Raw genomic sequence first — 17100 nt, 5'->3', positions numbered from 1 at the left:
TTCTCCTCCTCAACGACCGATGATCATCGCGCGCAGGCTCTTCGGCACCAAGAGCGCGAGCAGGACATGAATGACGAGGAAGGCGCAGATCGCGGCCATGCAGAAGAAGTGGATGTAGCGCGCGGTCGGATAATCGCCAAACAGCGCGACGAGATAATAGAGCTGCACCGGCTTCCACATGCCGAGCCCGGTGAGCACGATCAGCACGCCGATCACGATGATGCCGGCATAGAGCAGGCGCTGCACGTAATTGTAGACGGTGAGGTCGTCATGGCCGAGCTTGAAGGTCAGGGCAGCCCTGACGTCGTGGAGCACGCCTGACGGGGTGATCGGCAGCAGCTTCCTGCGGAAGCGGCCGGTGGCAAAGCCGGTGACGAGATAGGCGAGACCGTTGATCATCAACAGCCACATCGCCGCGAAGTGCCAAAGCAGGCCGCCGCCGAGCCAGCCGCCGAGCGTGTACTCGCGCGGAAAACTGAAGCCGAACAGCGGCGAGGCGTTGTAGATCTGCCAGCCCGACAGGATCATCAGGATCATGGCAAGGGCGTTGATCCAGTGCATGACCCGCACCCAGGCTGGCTGGATCAATTTGGCCGGGGTGGCCCTGACCTGCTCGTCGGTGACTGTGAGGCTCGCCATGATGGTTCCGTCCTGATCGTTCCGTCGTGATCGTTCCGTCCTGGAGATCGTGTGTCGGGAATTATACGCCGGACCGCCGGTTTTCGTTACGCCCCGCCAGCCATCGAATCGATGCCGTCAGGCTATTGTGGTCACAAAAAAGCGAGCCGGGTATCCCCGGCTCGCGGTCTAGAACCATCCTGTTCGGGGATGAAACAGGATCGCGCGGTGTTACGAGGCCGGCATCAGCACGGTGTCGACCACGTGGATGACGCCGTTGGCCTGGTTGACGTTGGAGATCGTCACCATCGAGGTGCCGCCCTTGGCGTCGACGATCCAGACCTTGCCGTCCATCTTCTTGACCGTCAGCTCCGCGCCTTCGGCGGTCTTCAGCTTCTTGCCGTCGGTGAGGTCGGAGGCCTCGAGCTTGCCGGGCACGACGTGGTAGGTGAGGATCTTGGTCAGCGTCGCCTTGTTCTCGGGCTTGACCAGATTGTCGACGGTGCCGGCCGGCAGCTTGCCGAAGGCGGCGTTGGTCGGCGCGAACACCGTGAACGGGCCCTTGCTTTCCAGCGTCGGCACCAGGCCAGCCGCCTTCACCGCCGCCACCAGCGTGGTGTGGTCCTTCGAGTTGACCGCGTTCTGGACGATGTTCTTCGAGGGGAACATCGCGGCGCCGCCGACCATGACGGTCTTTTCCTCGGCGCTGGCAGGCGCGACGACGGTCGCGGTGATGGCGAGGGCGCTGAAGGCGGCGGCAGCGAGATAGGCAATGCGCTTCGACATGGAAAGTCTCCCGATTGGATTGTGACCGGCGATGGCCGGCGTTGAGTTGGGGCAACAACCGCGACTGCGACAGGGGTGGTGCAGCAGTGCCGTCGTTGGACCGAACTACGGGAGGGTTTGGGCTGCGGTTTCGGAGAAAAATTCTTTGTGATGCGTGAAACTATGGGGCGGGATGTTCGTGTGTGAGCGCGCGCGCCACACACTCTGCCGTGGTCCCGGACAAGCGAAGCGCCGATCCGGGACCCATAACCACAGGGAGATGTTTGGCGAAAACTCGGAGTGACCAGTTTCGCGCAACCACTTCTCCCTGTGGTTATGGGTCCCGGGTTCGCGACTTCGTCGCGCCCCGGGACGACAGCGGAGAATGTGGCCCGCGCTGTGCGCCTCAATCCCTGTTGTTCGGCGTCTGGATGAAGCCGCGATTATGCGTCGGGCTGATCAGCACTTCGTTGATGCAGACTCGCGCCGGCATGCTCGCGATGAACGCGATGGTGCGGCCGAGATCTTCGGATTGCAGCATCTTCGCCTGCTCCTCCTTGCTCGGCACCACCGGGCGCAGCTTCAGGATCGGCGTCGCCACCTCGCCCGGCATCAGGCAGCAGGCGCGCAGGCCGTTGACGCACTCGTCCATGTTGAAGGAATGGGTCAGCGCCAGCACCGCATGTTTTGTCGTGGTGTAGGCCGGGCCCGGCATCTTCGAGACGTGACGGCCGGCCCAGGACGACACGTTGATGATCGCGCCGTCCTGCTGCTTGCGCATCGCCGGCAGCACTGCGCGCATGCAATAGAGCACGCCGTTGAGATTGACCTGGACCAGCTTGTCCCAGCCCTCCAGTTCCATGTCCTTCCAGCTGCGCTTGGGGACATTGATGCCGGCATTGTTGACCAGCAGGTCGATGCGGCCGTGCTTTGCGACGATCTGGTCGGCCGCCGTCTGGGCTGCAGCCGCGTTGGAGACGTCGAGCGCGATGGCCTCGGCCGCCCCGCCGGCCTTGGTGATCTTTGTCACCACGGCATCCAGGGCGTCTTTGCGCCGGCCCGAAACCACCACCGTCCAGCCGTCGGCCGCGAGTGCCTCGGCGCCGGCCTCTCCGATCCCGCTGCCACCGCCCGTTACCCAGGCCACGCGTTTCCCACCTTTGGTCATGCAAACTGTCTCCGTTGCTTCATTGGGGCGGTTTTTGCTAATCCAGCCCTCGGTTTTGACCGGCCTTGTCAGACTTGCGGTCGAGGAAATCTTGCATGAACCCAGTAGCCAACGCCAACCTGTTTTCCCGCCTGTTCGACGGCCTCGACGATCCCAAACGCCTCGCGATCGAGACGCATGACGGCGTCCATATCAGCTATGGCGACCTGATTGCGCGGGCCGGGCAGATGGCGAACGTGCTGGTTGCCCGCGGCGTCAAGCCCGGCGACCGCGTCGCCGTGCAGGTCGAGAAATCCGTCGCCAACATCGTGCTTTATCTCGGCACGGTCAGGGCCGGCGCGGTCTATCTGCCGCTCAACACCGCCTATACGCTGAACGAGCTCGACTACTTCATCGGCGATGCCGAGCCGTCGCTGGTGGTGTGCGATCCCTCCAAGGCCGAGGGGCTCGCCCCGATCGCCGCCAAGGTGACGGCCAAGGTCGAAACGCTCGGAGCCGACGGCAAGGGCTCGCTGACGGAGGCCGCGGACAAGGCCAGCTCCGAATTCGTAACCGTCTTGCGCGCGAACGACGATCTCGCCGCGATCCTCTATACCTCGGGCACCACCGGCCGCTCCAAGGGCGCGATGCTCACCCACGACAATCTGGCATCGAACTCGCTCTCGCTGGTCGACTACTGGCGCTTCACCGACAAGGACGTCCTGATCCACGCGCTGCCGATCTATCACACCCACGGCCTTTTCGTGGCGACCAACGTGACGCTGTTCGCCCGCGCCTCGATGATCTTCCTGCCGAAGCTCGATCCGGATCTCATGATCAAGCTGATGGCGCGCGCCACAGTGATGATGGGCGTGCCGACCTTCTACCCCCGCCTGCTGCAGAATCCCGTGCTGTCGAAGGAGACCACCAGCCACATGCGGCTGTTCATCTCGGGCTCGGCGCCGCTGCTCGCGGAGACCCATCGCGAATGGTCGGCGCGCACGGGCCATGCGGTGCTCGAGCGCTACGGCATGACCGAGACCAACATGAATACGTCGAATCCCTATGACGGCGCGCGCGTGCCCGGCGCGGTCGGCTTCCCGCTGCCCGGCGTTTCCGTGCGCGTCACCGAGCCCGAGACCGGCAAGGAATTGCCGCGCGACGAGATCGGCATGATCGAGGTGAAGGGCCCGAACGTCTTCAAAGGCTATTGGCGCATGCCGGAGAAGACCAAGTCCGAATTCCGCCCCGACGGCTTCTTCATCACCGGCGATCTCGGCAAGATCGACGCCAAGGGTTACGTCCACATTCTCGGCCGCGGCAAGGATCTCGTGATCTCCGGCGGCTTCAACGTGTATCCGAAGGAGATCGAAAGCGAGATCGATGCCATGCCCGGTGTGGTCGAGTCCGCCGTCATCGGCGTGCCGCACGCCGATTTCGGCGAGGGCGTCACGGCGGTGCTGGTGCGCCAGCCCGGCGCGAGCATCGATGAAGCGGCCGTGCTGAAGGGCCTGGACGGGCGCCTTGCGAAGTTCAAGATGCCAAAGCGCGTCTTCGTCGTCGACGAGCTGCCGCGCAACACCATGGGCAAGGTGCAGAAGAACATTTTGCGCGAGACGTACAAGGATATTTACGCGAAGAAATAGGGGCGCGCGGGCTTTAGGCAAAACCGCGCCACCCGTTGGCTGTCATGCCCCGCGAAGGCGGGACATCCAGTACGCCGCGGCCTCTCGTTCAATCACAATCGTCTCTGGAATACTGGATTCCCCGCCTTCGCGGGGAATGACACTAAGTGTGTCGGGCGCGTGTGCCCCATATCCTTACAGCCCGCCCACCAGGCTCAGCACAAACCTGCTGCCGACGATCAACAGATAACACCCGAACGCCATTTCCAGCGTGCGCTTCGACATCGCATGCGCGGCTTTCACGCCGAGCGGCGCCGTGACGAGGCTCATCGGCATCACCAGGACGGCGCCGATCAGCGAGACGTAGCCGAGCGCGAACGGGATCTGCAGCGCGGCGACGGCGGGATAGGTCGTTGCTGCCGGCCAGCCGGCATAGATGTAGCCGAGCGCGCCGGGAATCGAGATCAACACCGCGAGTGCCGAGGAGGTGGCGACCGCCTGGTGAATCGGGCGGCTATAGAAGGTCATCAAGAGGTTCGAGAACAGGCCGCCGCCGATGCCCATCAGCGTCGAGAGAATACCGACGCAGAAGCCGTAGACGCGCATCAAGGGGCCCTTCGGCAGATCGTCGCCGAGCTTCCACCCCTCACGCGCGAAGATGAGACGCGCGGCCGCCGACCAGGCGACGCAAACGAACACGATCTTGAACAGCCGCTCCGGCGCGAAACGCGCGATAACGCTGCCAGCGACAACGCCGATCACGATCGGCAGCCACCAGACGCGCAGGATCGCCATGTCGACCGCGCCGCGCTTGTAGTGCGCCTGGAACGAGCGGATCGAGGTCGGGATGATCACGGCAAGCGAGGTGCCGACACAGAGCGGCATGCGCACCTCGAGCGGCACGCCGGCGATGCGGAAGCATTCGTAGAACACCGGCACCAGTATTGCGCCGCCGCCGATGCCGAACACGCCCGCGAGAAATCCCGAGAGCGCACCAGTTGCAATCAGCAACAGCGCGAGCTCGAGGACCTCCTTGATATCGAGACCTGCAATCACCCTGACCTGCCCGACGACCGGCCGTAGCGCCGCCATGACGTCGCTTCCAAAACCTGCGGAGGGAGCATTAGGCGATCTGATTCCCGCGGTCGACACGCTGAACCACGCGGCTGGGGTGGAATGCAGGGTGCGCATATCCGAAGGGGAATCCAGCAGGATCGGAATTCGGATGCAGGTTAGGGCGCGTGGGCGCGGCTGGCGCGGGGATGTTGCCGCCTTCCAGCGGTTTGGACGGGATGGTCCGTTTAGAGGCGTTCCAATAGCAATTTCAATGCAACTCGGCACCCTCTCAACAGTTGAATTCTAGTTCAATTATTGGCTGGCGGACCGGCATGCTGGGATACCAAGGCCCTGATTGGGCTTGTTTCCTCAGCGCTCTAGAGCTGAATGCCAGTTCGATTTATGGCGATTTGGTGATTGCGCAGGCCAAATCGACTCCGTAAATAGAGCCGACCTTTCCGATCCCCGCGCGCCCCCCCGTTGGGCCGCAATACAACATCAAAGCCCATGACCGCACGGATCGAACGACCGCTCTCGCCGCACATCCAAACCTACCGCTGGACGCTGACGATGGCACTGTCCATCGTCCATCGCGCCACCGGCATCGCTCTCTACGTCGGCACCCTGCTGCTGGCCTGGTGGCTGATCGCCGCGGCCTCCGGCCCGGCCGCCTATGCCCATGTCCAGGCCTTCACCGGCAGCATGATCGGCCGCCTGATCGTGTTCGGCTACACCTGGGCGCTGATGCACCATATGCTGAGCGGCATCCGGCATTTCGTCTGGGACCTCGGCTATGGCTTCAAGGCCAATGAGCGGGAAGCCCTGACCTGGGGCGCGCTGATCGGCGGCATCGCGTTGACGGTGCTGGTCTGGATCATCGCCTATGCAATTGGAGGCGGACGATGAGCGCGACCGACAGCTCCAAGCGCAGCATGCGCACGCCGCTCGGCCGCGTCCGCAATCTCGGCGCGGCGCATTCCGGCACGTCCGATTTCTGGCGCCAGCGCATCACCGGCGTCGCGATGACGCTGCTGATGATTCCCGTGATCGTGATCGTGATGATGCTGCTCGGCCGCAATCAGGCCGGCGCGGCGCAGATCCTCGGCTCGCTGCCGATCGCGGTGATCCTGCTGCTCTTCATCTTCGCCAGCGCCTGGCACATGAAGATCGGCATGCAGGTGGTGATCGAGGACTACGTCCATAACGAGAAGCTGAAGCTTACCGCGATCATGCTCAACAACTTCTTCTCGATCGCCGTGGCACTGGCCTCGACCTACGCGATCCTGAAACTTTCCTCCGGAGTGTAACCCATGGTTACCGGAACATCGGCCACCACAACGAATGGCTCGGGCAACGGCGCTCCCGCCACCAACGGCAAAGCCTATCCGATCGAAGACCACACCTATGACGTCGTCGTGGTCGGCGCCGGCGGCGCGGGCCTGCGCGCGGTGGTCGGCTGCAGCGAGGCCGGCCTGAAGACGGCCTGCATCACCAAGGTGTTCCCGACCCGCTCGCACACGGTCGCGGCACAGGGCGGCATCTCGGCCTCGCTCGGCAACATGCACAAGGACGACTGGCGCTGGCACATGTACGACACCGTGAAGGGGTCGGACTGGCTCGGCGACCAGGACGCGATCGAATACATGGTGCGCAACGCGCCCGACGCGGTCTACGAGCTCGAGCATTGGGGCGTGCCGTTCTCGCGCACCGAGGACGGCAAGATCTACCAGCGCCCGTTCGGCGGCATGACCATGGATTACGGCAAGGGCCAGGCGCAACGCACCTGCGCCGCCGCCGACCGCACCGGCCACGCCATGCTGCACACGATGTACGGCCAGTCGCTGCGCCACGCGGCAGAGTTCTTCATCGAGTTCTTCGCCATCGACCTGATCATGGACGACCAGGGCACCTGCCGCGGCGTCATCGCGCTCAAGCTCGACGACGGCACGCTGCACCGCTTCCGCGCCCAGACCGTGATCCTCGCCACCGGCGGCTACGGCCGTGCCTACGCCTCCTGTACCTCGGCGCATACCTGCACCGGCGACGGCGGCGGCATGGTGCTGCGCGCCGGCCTGCCCTTGCAGGACATGGAGTTCGTCCAGTTCCACCCGACCGGCATCTACGGCTCGGGCTGTCTCGTCACCGAGGGCGCGCGCGGCGAAGGCGGCTATCTCGTCAACTCCGAGGGCGAGCGCTTCATGGAGCGCTACGCGCCGTCAGCCAAGGACCTTGCTTCGCGCGATGTCGTATCGCGCGCGATGACCATCGAGATCCGCGAGGGACGCGGCGTCGGCAAGAAGAAGGACCACATCTTCCTTCATCTCGACCATCTCGATCCCGCGGTGCTGGCCGAGCGCCTGCCGGGCATCTCCGAATCCGCAAAGATCTTCGCCAATGTCGACGTGACGCGGGAGCCGATCCCGATCGTGCCGACCGTGCACTACAACATGGGCGGCATCCCCACCAACTATCACGGCGAGGTGCTGACCAAGAAGGACGGCGACGACAACGCGGTGATCCCCGGCCTGATGGCGATCGGCGAAGCGGCCTGCGTCTCCGTGCACGGCGCCAACCGCCTCGGCTCCAACTCGCTGATCGATCTCGTGGTGTTCGGCCGCGCGGCCGCGCTGCGCCTCGCCGAGAAGCTGACGCCCAATGCCAAGCAGCCCGAGCTGCCGGCGAACTCGGCCGAGATGGCGCTCGGCCGGCTCGACCATTACCGCTACGCCTCGGGCGGCACGCCGACCGCAAAACTGCGCGAAGGCATGCAGCACGTGATGCAGAACAATTGCGCGGTGTTCCGCACCGGCGAAGTCCTCAGCGAAGGCCAGAACCTGATCGCGAAGGTCCACAGCGGCATCACCGACATCGCCGTGTCCGACCGCTCGCTGGTGTGGAATTCGGACCTCGTCGAGACGCTCGAGTTCGACAATCTGATCTCGCAGGCGGTGGTGACGATGAACTCGGCCGCGAACCGCACCGAGAGCCGCGGCGCGCATGCCCGCGAGGACTTCTCCGAGCGCGACGACAAGAACTGGATGAAGCACACGCTGGCCTGGCTGGACGATGCCGGCAAGGTCAAGATCGAGTACCGCCCGGTTCACGACTACACCATGACCAACGACGTGCAGTACATCCCGCCGAAGGCGCGTGTGTATTGATCATTGCTGTCATTGCCGGGCTCGACCCGGCAATCCATCCTTTAAAGATGGATGCGCGGGTCAAGCCCGCGCATGACGGAAGAAACCAGAGGCAGGACTAATGGTTGAATTCGCACTTCCGAAGAACTCGAAGATCACTGGCGGCAAGACCTGGCCGAAGCCCGCGGGCGCGACAGAGGTTCGCGAGTTCAAGGTCTATCGCTGGAATCCGGACGACGGCAAGAATCCGAGCGTCGACACCTATTACGTCGACACCAATGATTGCGGTCCGATGGTGCTGGACGGCCTGATCTGGATCAAGAACCACATCGACCCGTCGCTGACCTTCCGCCGCTCTTGCCGTGAAGGCGTCTGCGGCTCCTGCGCCATGAACATCGACGGCCAGAACACGCTCGCCTGCACCCGCTCGATGCACGACGTGAAGGACGGCGCGGTGAAGGTCAATCCGCTGCCGCCCCAGCCGGTCGTGAAGGACCTCGTCCCCGACCTGACCAACTTCTACGCGCAATACGCCTCGGTCGAGCCGTGGCTGAAGACGACCTCGCCGACGCCGCAGAAGGAATGGCGCCAGACCCACGAGGACCGCGAGAAGCTCGACGGCCTCTACGAATGCATCCTGTGCGCCTGCTGCTCGACCTCGTGCCCGAGCTATTGGTGGAACAGCGAGCGCTATCTCGGTCCCGCCGCGCTGCTCCAGGCCAACCGCTGGGTGTCCGATTCGCGCGACGAGGCGACCGGCGAGCGGCTCGACAATCTCGAGGATCCGTTCCGGCTCTATCGCTGCCACACCATCATGAACTGCGCCAAGGCCTGTCCGAAGGGACTGAACCCGGCCGAAGCCATCGCCGAGCTCAAGCTCAAGATGGTCGAGCGCCAGATCTGACGAGCTGCGTTGCGTGACGCCAGCGATGTGTCACGCCGTGCCCTGCCGTTGCTCGGGGTCGCGCTTCTTGACAGACCGGGCCGGCGCGCTTGCCTTCGCAGTCCCGGGCTCGGCCGCCCGGCGCAATTGGCGGTCGGTCACGCGCAGCTTGATCTCGTCCGAAGCGAGTGCGGCGAGACTGGCGAGAATCTGCTTCTGGGTGTCGTCGAGCGTGCGAGGCCTGGTGTCGATCACGCAGAGCGAGCCGAGCGTGAAGCCATCGGGATCCACCACCGGACAGCCGGCGTAGAACCGAAACCCGAGCTCTCCCGACACGGCCGGATTTTCGGCGAAGCGCGGATCGGTCGCGAGGTTCTCCGCGACCATGATGTCCTTCTGCAGGATGGTGTAGTTGCAGAACGCCCAGCCGCGCGGCGTATCGACCATGTCGAGGCCGTAGCGCGATTTGAACCATTGCTGGGTCGGGGTGAGCAGCGTCAGCAGTGCGACGGGAGTGTCGAGGCTGCGTGCCGCCAACCAGGTCAGACGATCGAAGGCATCCTCCGGCGGCGTGTCGACGAGGCCGGAGCGTTCGAGCGCCACAAGGCGCTGGCCCTCATTGGCCGGAAACGGAAAAGATGGCGGCGTCTCGAACGGGACGGGAGGCTCGATGGCGCCTCGGATCGCGGCCTCGACCGCCTCAGGCAGCGCGGATAATCCATCGATGAACCTAGTCATCCCGTTGTCGGCCGCCGCGCGACCGACAACCAGAATCTGCGTGCCTCCGAGGGCCGGATCGGAGCGCAAGCTCTCCAACAGGGTCAACCTGCCAGAACCCGAAGGTTCGTCTTCGATGACGATGGCCGCCGGGAGCCGGGAGCCGATCGCAAGCAGCGCTGCATAGACGTCGGCGTAGCGCTCGACGACACAGTATTCGATCTTCGCGAGCGCCGCTTCGTAGTCGGCTATGCGTTCCGGACGCGCAATCACGATCACCCGCGCAGAAGCGGTCATCGTCTGAGCCGGGCCGGTGATCTGCGCGAGCACGTCGCGGCGATAGACGCGTCGGTGACCGCCCGGAGTTTTCCAGGAGGGGATTGTCCCGCCTTCGATCAGAAGCTGCGCGGTGCGGATCGAGACCCCCAGGATCTTGGCAGCCTCCGCTGTCGTCAGGATGTCCTTGTCCATCGAGCCCATCTTTCCCCGCGACCATTTGCCGGCCGCGCCTGTCCCCGACCTCACAATGTCGTGCGCCCAGCCCCGTTGACAAGGGGATGTTCGTCCTATTTTGATAAATTTGATGATAGTGATAGATTTGATAAATATGATAGAGTGGCTGCGCGCTGTTTGGCAGATGCGCAGCACTCATTCCCATCCCTTCAGAAGGAGCAAGCCATGTCCTGACGCCCAAACCCCAACCCTCCGTCCTCGCCCACGCGAAGCCGCGCCTCGATCAAGCAGTCCACGACACGTCCGCTGTGGGAAAGGGGTGATCCGTGGCTCGCCCTTTCCGGTCCAGCGTGACGGCCGACAACCCGCTCCCCCTTTCCCCACCCGCGTCCGCCCGGAGCCCGCATTCCGGCCGCGCGCAACTGCCTGGAGTCATCTCATGAACGACGTCTTGCCTTCCGATCAGCCGGAGTTCGCTGATCGCGCTTCTGCCAACCAGCGCCAGCTCACCGAGACTCTGCGCCGCAGCTACGACTTCATCGTCTGTGGCGCCGGCAGCTCTGGCTCGGTGGTCGCCCGCCGCCTCGCCGAAAATCCGTCCGTCACGGTCCTGCTGATCGAAGCGGGGGGCAGCGACGAGGTGCCGACCGTGATGGATCCGGCGGCTTGGCCCGGCAATCTCGGCAGCGCGACCGATTGGGGCTTTGTCGCCGAGCCCAATCCGCATCTAGACGGTCGCACCCTTCCGATGTCGATGGGCAAGGTCGTCGGCGGTGGATCGAGCATCAACGTGATGCTGTGGGCCCGCGGTCACCGCAGCGACTGGGACTTCTTTGCCGAACAAAGCGGTGATGAGACCTGGGGTTACGACTCGGTCTCGCAGATTTTTCGGGAGATCGAGAACTGGCAGGGCACGCCCGATCCGCGTCATCGCGGCACCGGTGGCCCGGTCTTCGTGCAGCCGTCACCGGATCCCGGGCCGGCCGCATTGGCGATGCTGGCCGCGGCGAAGGAGATCGGAATTCCGACCTTCGAAAGCCCCAATGGCGAGATGATGGAAGGCGAAGGCGGGTGCGCCATTACGGACATCCTCGTCCGCAATGGCAGGCGCAACTCCATCTTCCGTGCCTACACCTATCCCTTTCTCGATCGGCCTAATCTCACGCTGCTGACCGGAACACAGGTCTCTCGCATCCTGATCGAGCACGGCAGGGCAGTCGGCGTCGCAGTGGAACGTCACGGCCGGCCCCTGCGGATCGGCGCGGCCCGGGAAGTTGTGCTCGCGCTCGGCGCGATCCAGACGCCGGCCGTGTTGATGCGCTCCGGCATCGGCGACGAGAACGAGCTCCGTGCGTTTGATATACCCCTGGTCCAGCACCTCCCGGGGGTCGGCCAGAATCTGCAGGATCACGTCTCGTTTGGATGCATTTGGGAGTACCGCGAACCGATCGCGCCGCGCAACACCGGCAATGCGGCGACGTTGTACTGGAAATCCCATTCCGCGCTCGAATCTCCCGACCTGCTGTTCTGCCAGGTCGAATTTCCAGTGCCGAGCCCCGAGACGGCGGGCAGGGCGCCTGCCCATGGCTGGACGATGTTCGCAGGTCTCGCCTTGCCGAAGAGCCGGGGCCGGGTCAGGCTTCGAAACGCCGACCCGCTTGCAGCCCCGCGCATCGAAGCCAACATGCTGTCGCATCCTGACGATCTGGACACGGCGATCGCCTGCGTCGACCTCTGCCGCTCGCTCGGCAATACAAGAGCGTTCGATCCATTGGTGGCGCGCGAGTCCATGCCCGGTCCTCTCGGCGCCGCCGAGATGGAACGCTTCGTGCGCGAGTCCGCGGTGACCTATTGGCACCAGACATGCTCGGCGAAGATGGGACGCGACGCAATGTCCGTGGTCGACAACAAGCTGAGGGTCTACGGTGTCGACCGGCTTCGCATTGCCGACGGCTCGGTGATGCCGCGGATCACCACGGGCAACACGATGGCGCCGTGCGTCCTCATCGGAGAGAAGGCGGCCCGCTCACTGCGGGAGGAGCACGAGATCTGATCGCCTGTCCCGGTCGTGCGATGGATACGGGTGTGGCGGCTCCCCGCCACACCCGCACGCGCATCTACTGCCCTCGACCGAAGAGGCGAGGGGCGGCAGTCGGCAGGCGTGAAGCTGCAACTTTATTGCGGTCAGAAACCAGCGTCTGCGGGATTTCGAAGTCGGTTCCCGTACGTCCCTTTGCTGCCGGCGAAATCAAGGCCTGCCCGGACCCGCGGTTGAATCGAGCAGGACATTCCAAGCTCTGCGTGAATTCGAGCAAAATCCTTCATATTTCGGGTGCACTTGACTCCATGACATTACAACCACTGGTTACTGCCACAAGCTGCTTCCTTCCCGGTACGAAATTCAGCTAAGTTTCGGTCTGGGACGGAGCGACTGTGCAGAGGGCGCAACGCAATTCGCTGAGACTGTTGCAGTGGATGATGGCGGCATCCCTGGCGCTGCCGGTTGCGCTGTTCGTGATCACCGCCGCGACCTCTTACACCTCGACCAGGGACGTCGCCGACCGGGAGATCGAGCGCACGCTCGACGTCGTGCATGAGCATGCGCTCAAGGTGTTCGAGACCATCGATCGCAGCCTCGCCGAGCTCAACGAGGTGGCCCGCGGCCTGTCCGACGACACCATCCGCGCGCGCGAGCCGGCGCTGCACCGCCGCCTGAAGCGGCTGAGTGATTCGCTGCCGCAGCTGAAATCGGCCTGGATCTTCGACGCTGACGGGAAAGCGCTGGTCAACAGCCTCGTCTCGCCACCGCCGGAGCTGAGCTTCGCAGACCGCGACTATTTCTATGCCCATGTCGACCAGGCCATCGGCACCTTCATCGGTACGGCGCTGACGCCCCGTCCGCCCTATCAGGGCGCCCGCTTCTTCGGGGTCAGCCGCCGCCGCGACTCCGACGACGGCCGCTTCATCGGCGTGATCCAGGCTTCGGTCCTGCCCGAATATTTCGAGAGCTTCTACGCCAGAATCGGACCCGATCCCGGCAGCTTCTTCGCGATGGGCCGCACCGACGGCGCGATGCTCACGCATCTCCCACGGCTCGACCGCGACCTGCGGCTTGATCCGACCGGACCGGTCGGCCGGGAGATCGCGGCACGCCCCGAGCGCGGCCTCATCACCGTCGCCTGGCCGTCGGACGGAATCGAGCGCCGCATCGGCTACCGGCGCGTCGCCGAATACCCGATCTATGTCAGCGCCGGGCTGGAGACCTCGGCGATCCGCGCGCGCTGGTTCGCCACCATTGGCCAGCAGCTGGTGTTCGGCATCCCCGCCACGGCACTGCTTTTTCTACTGCTGGCGCTGGCGTTCCGGCGTACCCAGCACCTCCAGGCTGAGGCCGCCAAGCGGCGCGAGGCCGAGGAGGCACTCAAGCACAGCCAGCGCCTCGAGGCGCTCGGACAGCTCACCGGCGGGGGCGCGCATGATTTCAACAATCTGCTGACCGTGATCCGCGCCTCGGTCGACCTGTTGAACCGGCCGCAGCTGACGGAGGAGCGGCGCCAGCGTTACATCACGGCCATTGCGGACGCGGTGGCCCGCGCCGCCAAGCTGACCTCGCAGCTGCTCGCCTTTGCCCGGCGTCAGACCCTCAAGCCCGAAGTGTTCGACGTCGGCGAACGGATGCAGTCGCTGCACGACATGCTTGCGCCCCTGCTGGGGCCGGCGATCGAGATCGTTATGCGCCTGCCCTCGGAGCCCTGCCTCGTCCGCGCCGATGCCGGCCAGTTCGAGACGGCGCTGATCAACATGGCGACCAATGCGCGAGACGCCATGCAGGGCAAGGGCAGGATCACCTTCAAGGTCGAGCCCGCGACGACCGTCCCGGAGACGCTGGCCGGCGTCTCGGGCCACCAGACCTCGGCAGATCATGGCTTCGTCAGCGTGACCGTCAGCGACACCGGCATCGGCATTCCGGCTGCCCGATTGGGGCGCATCTTCGAGCCGTTCTTCACCACCAAACAGGTCGGCCAGGGCACCGGCCTCGGCCTGTCCCAGGTGTTCGGCTTCGCCCGGCAATCCGGCGGCGAGGTGACGGTGACCAGCGAAGTCGGGCATGGCAGCACCTTCTCGCTCTATCTGCCGCGCGTGCCGCCGGAGCTGCTGCCGCAGCGCCAGGCGCCGAACACAGCGCCGGCGATCGCCGGCAGCGGCATGTCGGTGCTGTTGGTCGAGGACAATATCGAGCTCGCCAATTTCGCCGCCGACGGACTGACCGAGCTCGGCTACAGCATCACGCTGGTCGACAACGCCAACGATGCACTCGCCGAACTCGTCATGGACGCCGATCGCTTCGACGTCGTGTTCTCCGACGTGGTGATGCCTGATATGACCGGGCTCGATCTGGCGCAGGCCATCCGCGACCGTAGCATCGACGTCCCCGTCGTGCTGACCACGGGCTACAGCCAGGCCCTGTCGCAAGAGGGCGTTGCCGGATTCGATCTCGTGCAAAAACCTTATTCGATCGAGGAATTGTCGCGCGTTCTGCATCGGGCGGCCCGGATCCGGCGCGTGCGGGACGGCGCCGCCGAATAGGCCTTACGGAACCCCGCTGGAACCGGCTGAGTTCCCTTCGCGTTGTCCGCCCATGCACAAGCCAGCCGCGAAGCGCGAACAGGACAAGCCGCCCATCGTTGAGATCAAGGGCGAAAATGGCGACGAGGTCGCGCCGCCCCCCCCCGAGCTGGTCGAGCCCGACCCGGAGCTCTCGCCCGAGGAGGCCGAGCAGGCCCGCAAGGATTATCTGCTGACGCGGTTCTGGATCAGCGCGCGCGGTTTCTGGGGACGCGCCGGCGATCGCCTCGCTTGGCCATTCTCGATCGGCCTCGGCGCGCTGATCGTGCTCACGGTCGGCTTCCAGTACGGCATCAACGTCTGGAACAGAGCGATCTTCGACGCGATCGAGAAGCGCGATGCGGCAAGCGTCTTCCATCTCACCGCGATGTTCTTTCCGCTCGCGATCGGCAGCATTGTGCTCGGCGTCGCGCAGGTGTTCGCGCGCATGGGCATCCAGCGGCGCTGGCGGGCCTGGCTGACCGCGAGCGTGCTGACGCGCTGGCTCAGCAACGGGCGCTACTACCAGCTCAACCTGGTCGGCGGCGACCACGAAAATCCCGAATACCGGATCGCGGAGGATTTGCGCATCGCGACCGATTCGCCAGTGGATTTCCTCGCCGGCGTCACCTCGGCGCTGTTGTCGGCGGCAACCTTCATCGTCGTGCTCTGGACCATCGGCGGCGCGCTCACCGTCACGCTCGGCGGCACGAGCATCACCATCCCGGGCTTCCTCGTGATCGCTGCGATGCTCTATGCCGCGATCGCCTCGGGCTCGATCCTGGTGATCGGCCGCCGCTTCGTGCAGGTGTCCGAGGACAAGAACCAGGCCGAGGCCGATTTCCGCTACACCCTGACGCGCGTGCGCGAGAACGGCGAGAGCATCGCGCTGCTCGGCGGTGAGGAGGAGGAGCGCGACGGCATCGACCGCAACTTTACCCGCGTGCTGCGGCAATGGGCGCGTCTCGCCGGGCAGCACATGCGCACCACGCTGGTGTCGCAGGGATCGAGCCTCGTTGCGCCGGTGGTGCCGCTCTTGCTGTGCGCGCCGAAATTCCTCGACGGCAGCATGACGCTCGGACAGGTGATGCAGGCGGCCTCCGCCTTCACCATCGTGCAGAGCGCGTTCGGCTGGCTGGTCGACAATTATCCGCGGCTGGCCGATTGGAACGCCTGCGCGCGCCGCATCGCCTCGCTGATGATGTCGCTCGACGGCCTGGAGCGCGCCGAGCAGGGCGACGGTCTCGGCCGCATCAAGCGCGGCGAGACGCGCAACGACGCCATGCTCGAACTGCACGACCTCTCGGTCACACTCGACGACGGCACCGCCGTGGTCGGCGAGACTGAAGTGGTGATCGAGCCGGGCGAGCGGCTCCTGGTCGCCGGCGAATCCGGCACCGGCAAGAGCACGCTGGTGCGCGCCATCGCCGGCCTCTGGCCCTGGGGCGGCGGCAGCGTGAATTTCCATCCCGACCGGCGGCTGTTCATGCTGCCGCAGCGGCCTTACGTGCCGTCGGGGTCGCTGCGCCGCGCGGTCGCCTATCCCGGCGCGGCCGACCATTGGACCGTGGAGGAGATCGGCGAAGCCTTGCACAAGGTCGGGCTCGACCATCTCAAGGAGAAGATCGAGGAAGAAGGTCCCTGGGACCAGACCCTGTCCGGCGGCGAGAAGCAGCGCCTCGCCTTCGCGCGGCTTTTGCTGCACAACCCCGACATCGTCGTGCTGGATGAAGCGACCTCGGCGCTCGACGAGAAGAGCCAGGACAAGATGATGAAGATGGTCACCGACGCGCTGCCGAAGGCGACCATTGTCAGCGTTGCGCACCGTGCCGAGCTCGAGGCCTTCCATAGCCGAAAGATCGTGCTGGAGCGGCGCAAGGGCGGCGCCAAGCTCGTCAGCGACATCGACCTGATCCCGCGCAAGGGCAAGCGCCGGCTGCTCGGGCGATTTCTGCGGCAGCGGAAGGCGGCGAAGAAGGCGGCGTGAGGTTTTTCTCCGTCGTCCCGAACAAGCGCGCCCTAAGCGCGCGCCGATCCCGGACGACATCGGTGATGGAGCGTTGGAGTCCTCGGCAAAACCGGCTATGCATG

Annotated in this window: 13 protein-coding genes; 8 read left to right on the top strand and 5 right to left on the bottom strand. The window is 64.9% G+C overall.

The features are described from left to right. Positions 1–9 precede the first annotated feature (9 nt). The 3 genes from X268_RS33475 to X268_RS33465 form a co-directional block, all read right to left on the bottom strand. Complete coding sequence (locus X268_RS33475) at positions 10–639, bottom strand: cytochrome b/b6 domain-containing protein (protein WP_128928903.1); 630 nt, start codon at positions 637–639, stop codon at positions 10–12. A 210-nt stretch (positions 640–849) separates the two neighbouring features. Continuing rightward, positions 850–1404 carry a fasciclin domain-containing protein gene (locus X268_RS33470; protein ID WP_128928902.1) on the bottom strand — a complete coding sequence of 185 codons (555 nt, stop codon included), beginning with the start codon at positions 1402–1404 and terminating at the stop codon, positions 850–852. Positions 1405–1789: 385 nt separating this feature from the next. Then, positions 1790–2551, bottom strand: a complete 762-nt coding sequence (locus tag X268_RS33465; RefSeq protein ID WP_128928901.1) for an SDR family oxidoreductase — start codon at positions 2549–2551, stop codon at positions 1790–1792. Between the two features lie 95 nt (positions 2552–2646). Here X268_RS33465 and X268_RS33460 point away from each other — a divergent pair, with 95 nt between their 5' ends. Further along, complete coding sequence (locus tag X268_RS33460; protein WP_128928900.1) at positions 2647–4176, top strand: malonate--CoA ligase; 1530 nt, start codon at positions 2647–2649, stop codon at positions 4174–4176. Positions 4177–4350: 174 nt separating this feature from the next. Here the strand turns inward: X268_RS33460 and X268_RS33455 are convergent, their stop codons facing one another. Then, positions 4351–5211: a sulfite exporter TauE/SafE family protein gene (locus X268_RS33455; protein WP_164938212.1), complete on the bottom strand. Its 861-nt coding sequence runs from the start codon at positions 5209–5211 to the stop codon at positions 4351–4353. A 507-nt stretch (positions 5212–5718) separates the two neighbouring features. Here X268_RS33455 and sdhC point away from each other — a divergent pair. The 4 genes from sdhC to X268_RS33435 all read left to right on the top strand — a co-directional run bounded on the left by sdhC (position 5719) and on the right by X268_RS33435 (position 9255). After that, positions 5719–6117: a succinate dehydrogenase, cytochrome b556 subunit gene (gene sdhC / locus X268_RS33450; RefSeq protein ID WP_128928898.1), complete on the top strand. Its 399-nt coding sequence runs from the start codon at positions 5719–5721 to the stop codon at positions 6115–6117. Continuing rightward, on the top strand, positions 6114–6518 hold the full coding sequence (sdhD, locus tag X268_RS33445; RefSeq protein WP_128928897.1) for a succinate dehydrogenase, hydrophobic membrane anchor protein: 405 nt from the start codon (positions 6114–6116) through the stop codon (positions 6516–6518). Before sdhC ends, sdhD begins: the two co-directional genes overlap by 4 nt. A gap of 3 nt (positions 6519–6521) precedes the next feature. Beyond that, the gene (sdhA, locus tag X268_RS33440) at positions 6522–8372 is read left to right on the top strand and encodes a succinate dehydrogenase flavoprotein subunit (RefSeq protein ID WP_128928896.1); all 1851 of its coding nucleotides are present in this window, start codon (positions 6522–6524) and stop codon (positions 8370–8372) included. Positions 8373–8472: 100 nt separating this feature from the next. Beyond that, entirely contained in the window at positions 8473–9255 is a 783-nt protein-coding gene (locus X268_RS33435) for a succinate dehydrogenase iron-sulfur subunit (RefSeq protein ID WP_128928895.1), read from the top strand. A gap of 30 nt (positions 9256–9285) precedes the next feature. On the opposite strand, the gene X268_RS33430 is transcribed toward X268_RS33435, so the two are convergent. Beyond that, positions 9286–10422: a GAF domain-containing protein gene (locus X268_RS33430; RefSeq protein ID WP_208764406.1), complete on the bottom strand. Its 1137-nt coding sequence runs from the start codon at positions 10420–10422 to the stop codon at positions 9286–9288. A gap of 421 nt (positions 10423–10843) precedes the next feature. Between X268_RS33430 and X268_RS33425 the strand changes: the two genes are divergently transcribed. The 3 genes from X268_RS33425 (at position 10844) to X268_RS33415 (ending at position 16996) form a co-directional block, all read left to right on the top strand. After that, the gene (locus X268_RS33425; RefSeq protein ID WP_128928893.1) at positions 10844–12457 is read left to right on the top strand and encodes a GMC family oxidoreductase; all 1614 of its coding nucleotides are present in this window, start codon (positions 10844–10846) and stop codon (positions 12455–12457) included. Between the two features lie 380 nt (positions 12458–12837). Further along, positions 12838–14991, top strand: a complete 2154-nt coding sequence (locus X268_RS33420) for a hybrid sensor histidine kinase/response regulator (RefSeq protein WP_128928892.1) — start codon at positions 12838–12840, stop codon at positions 14989–14991. 52 nt (positions 14992–15043) lie between these two features. Then, a complete protein-coding gene (locus X268_RS33415; RefSeq protein ID WP_128928891.1) occupies positions 15044–16996 on the top strand; it encodes an ABC transporter ATP-binding protein/permease in 1953 nt (650 codons plus the stop codon). Positions 16997–17100 lie beyond the last annotated feature (104 nt).

It is taken from the genome of Bradyrhizobium guangxiense (assembly GCF_004114915.1).
GTDB classification, from domain to species: Bacteria; Pseudomonadota; Alphaproteobacteria; order Rhizobiales; family Xanthobacteraceae; genus Bradyrhizobium; species Bradyrhizobium guangxiense.
Note: the sequence above shows the minus strand (reverse complement) of the source record. Positions and strands in the feature narration are given on the sequence as shown.

Excerpts from the sequence above, each read along its gene's own strand:
- X268_RS33475 (WP_128928903.1), bottom strand. The coding sequence starts at position 639 with ATGGCGAGCCTCACAGTCACCGACGAGCAGGTCAGGGCCACCCCGGCC.
- X268_RS33470 (WP_128928902.1), bottom strand. The coding sequence starts at position 1,404 with ATGTCGAAGCGCATTGCCTATCTCGCTGCCGCCGCCTTCAGCGCCCTC.
- X268_RS33465 (WP_128928901.1), bottom strand. The coding sequence starts at position 2,551 with ATGACCAAAGGTGGGAAACGCGTGGCCTGGGTAACGGGCGGTGGCAGC.
- X268_RS33460 (WP_128928900.1), top strand. The coding sequence starts at position 2,647 with ATGAACCCAGTAGCCAACGCCAACCTGTTTTCCCGCCTGTTCGACGGC.
- sdhC (WP_128928898.1), top strand. The coding sequence starts at position 5,719 with ATGACCGCACGGATCGAACGACCGCTCTCGCCGCACATCCAAACCTAC.
- sdhD (WP_128928897.1), top strand. The coding sequence starts at position 6,114 with ATGAGCGCGACCGACAGCTCCAAGCGCAGCATGCGCACGCCGCTCGGC.
- sdhA (WP_128928896.1), top strand. The coding sequence starts at position 6,522 with ATGGTTACCGGAACATCGGCCACCACAACGAATGGCTCGGGCAACGGC.
- X268_RS33435 (WP_128928895.1), top strand. The coding sequence starts at position 8,473 with ATGGTTGAATTCGCACTTCCGAAGAACTCGAAGATCACTGGCGGCAAG.
- X268_RS33430 (WP_208764406.1), bottom strand. The coding sequence starts at position 10,422 with ATGGACAAGGACATCCTGACGACAGCGGAGGCTGCCAAGATCCTGGGG.
- X268_RS33425 (WP_128928893.1), top strand. The coding sequence starts at position 10,844 with ATGAACGACGTCTTGCCTTCCGATCAGCCGGAGTTCGCTGATCGCGCT.
- X268_RS33415 (WP_128928891.1), top strand. The coding sequence starts at position 15,044 with ATGCACAAGCCAGCCGCGAAGCGCGAACAGGACAAGCCGCCCATCGTT.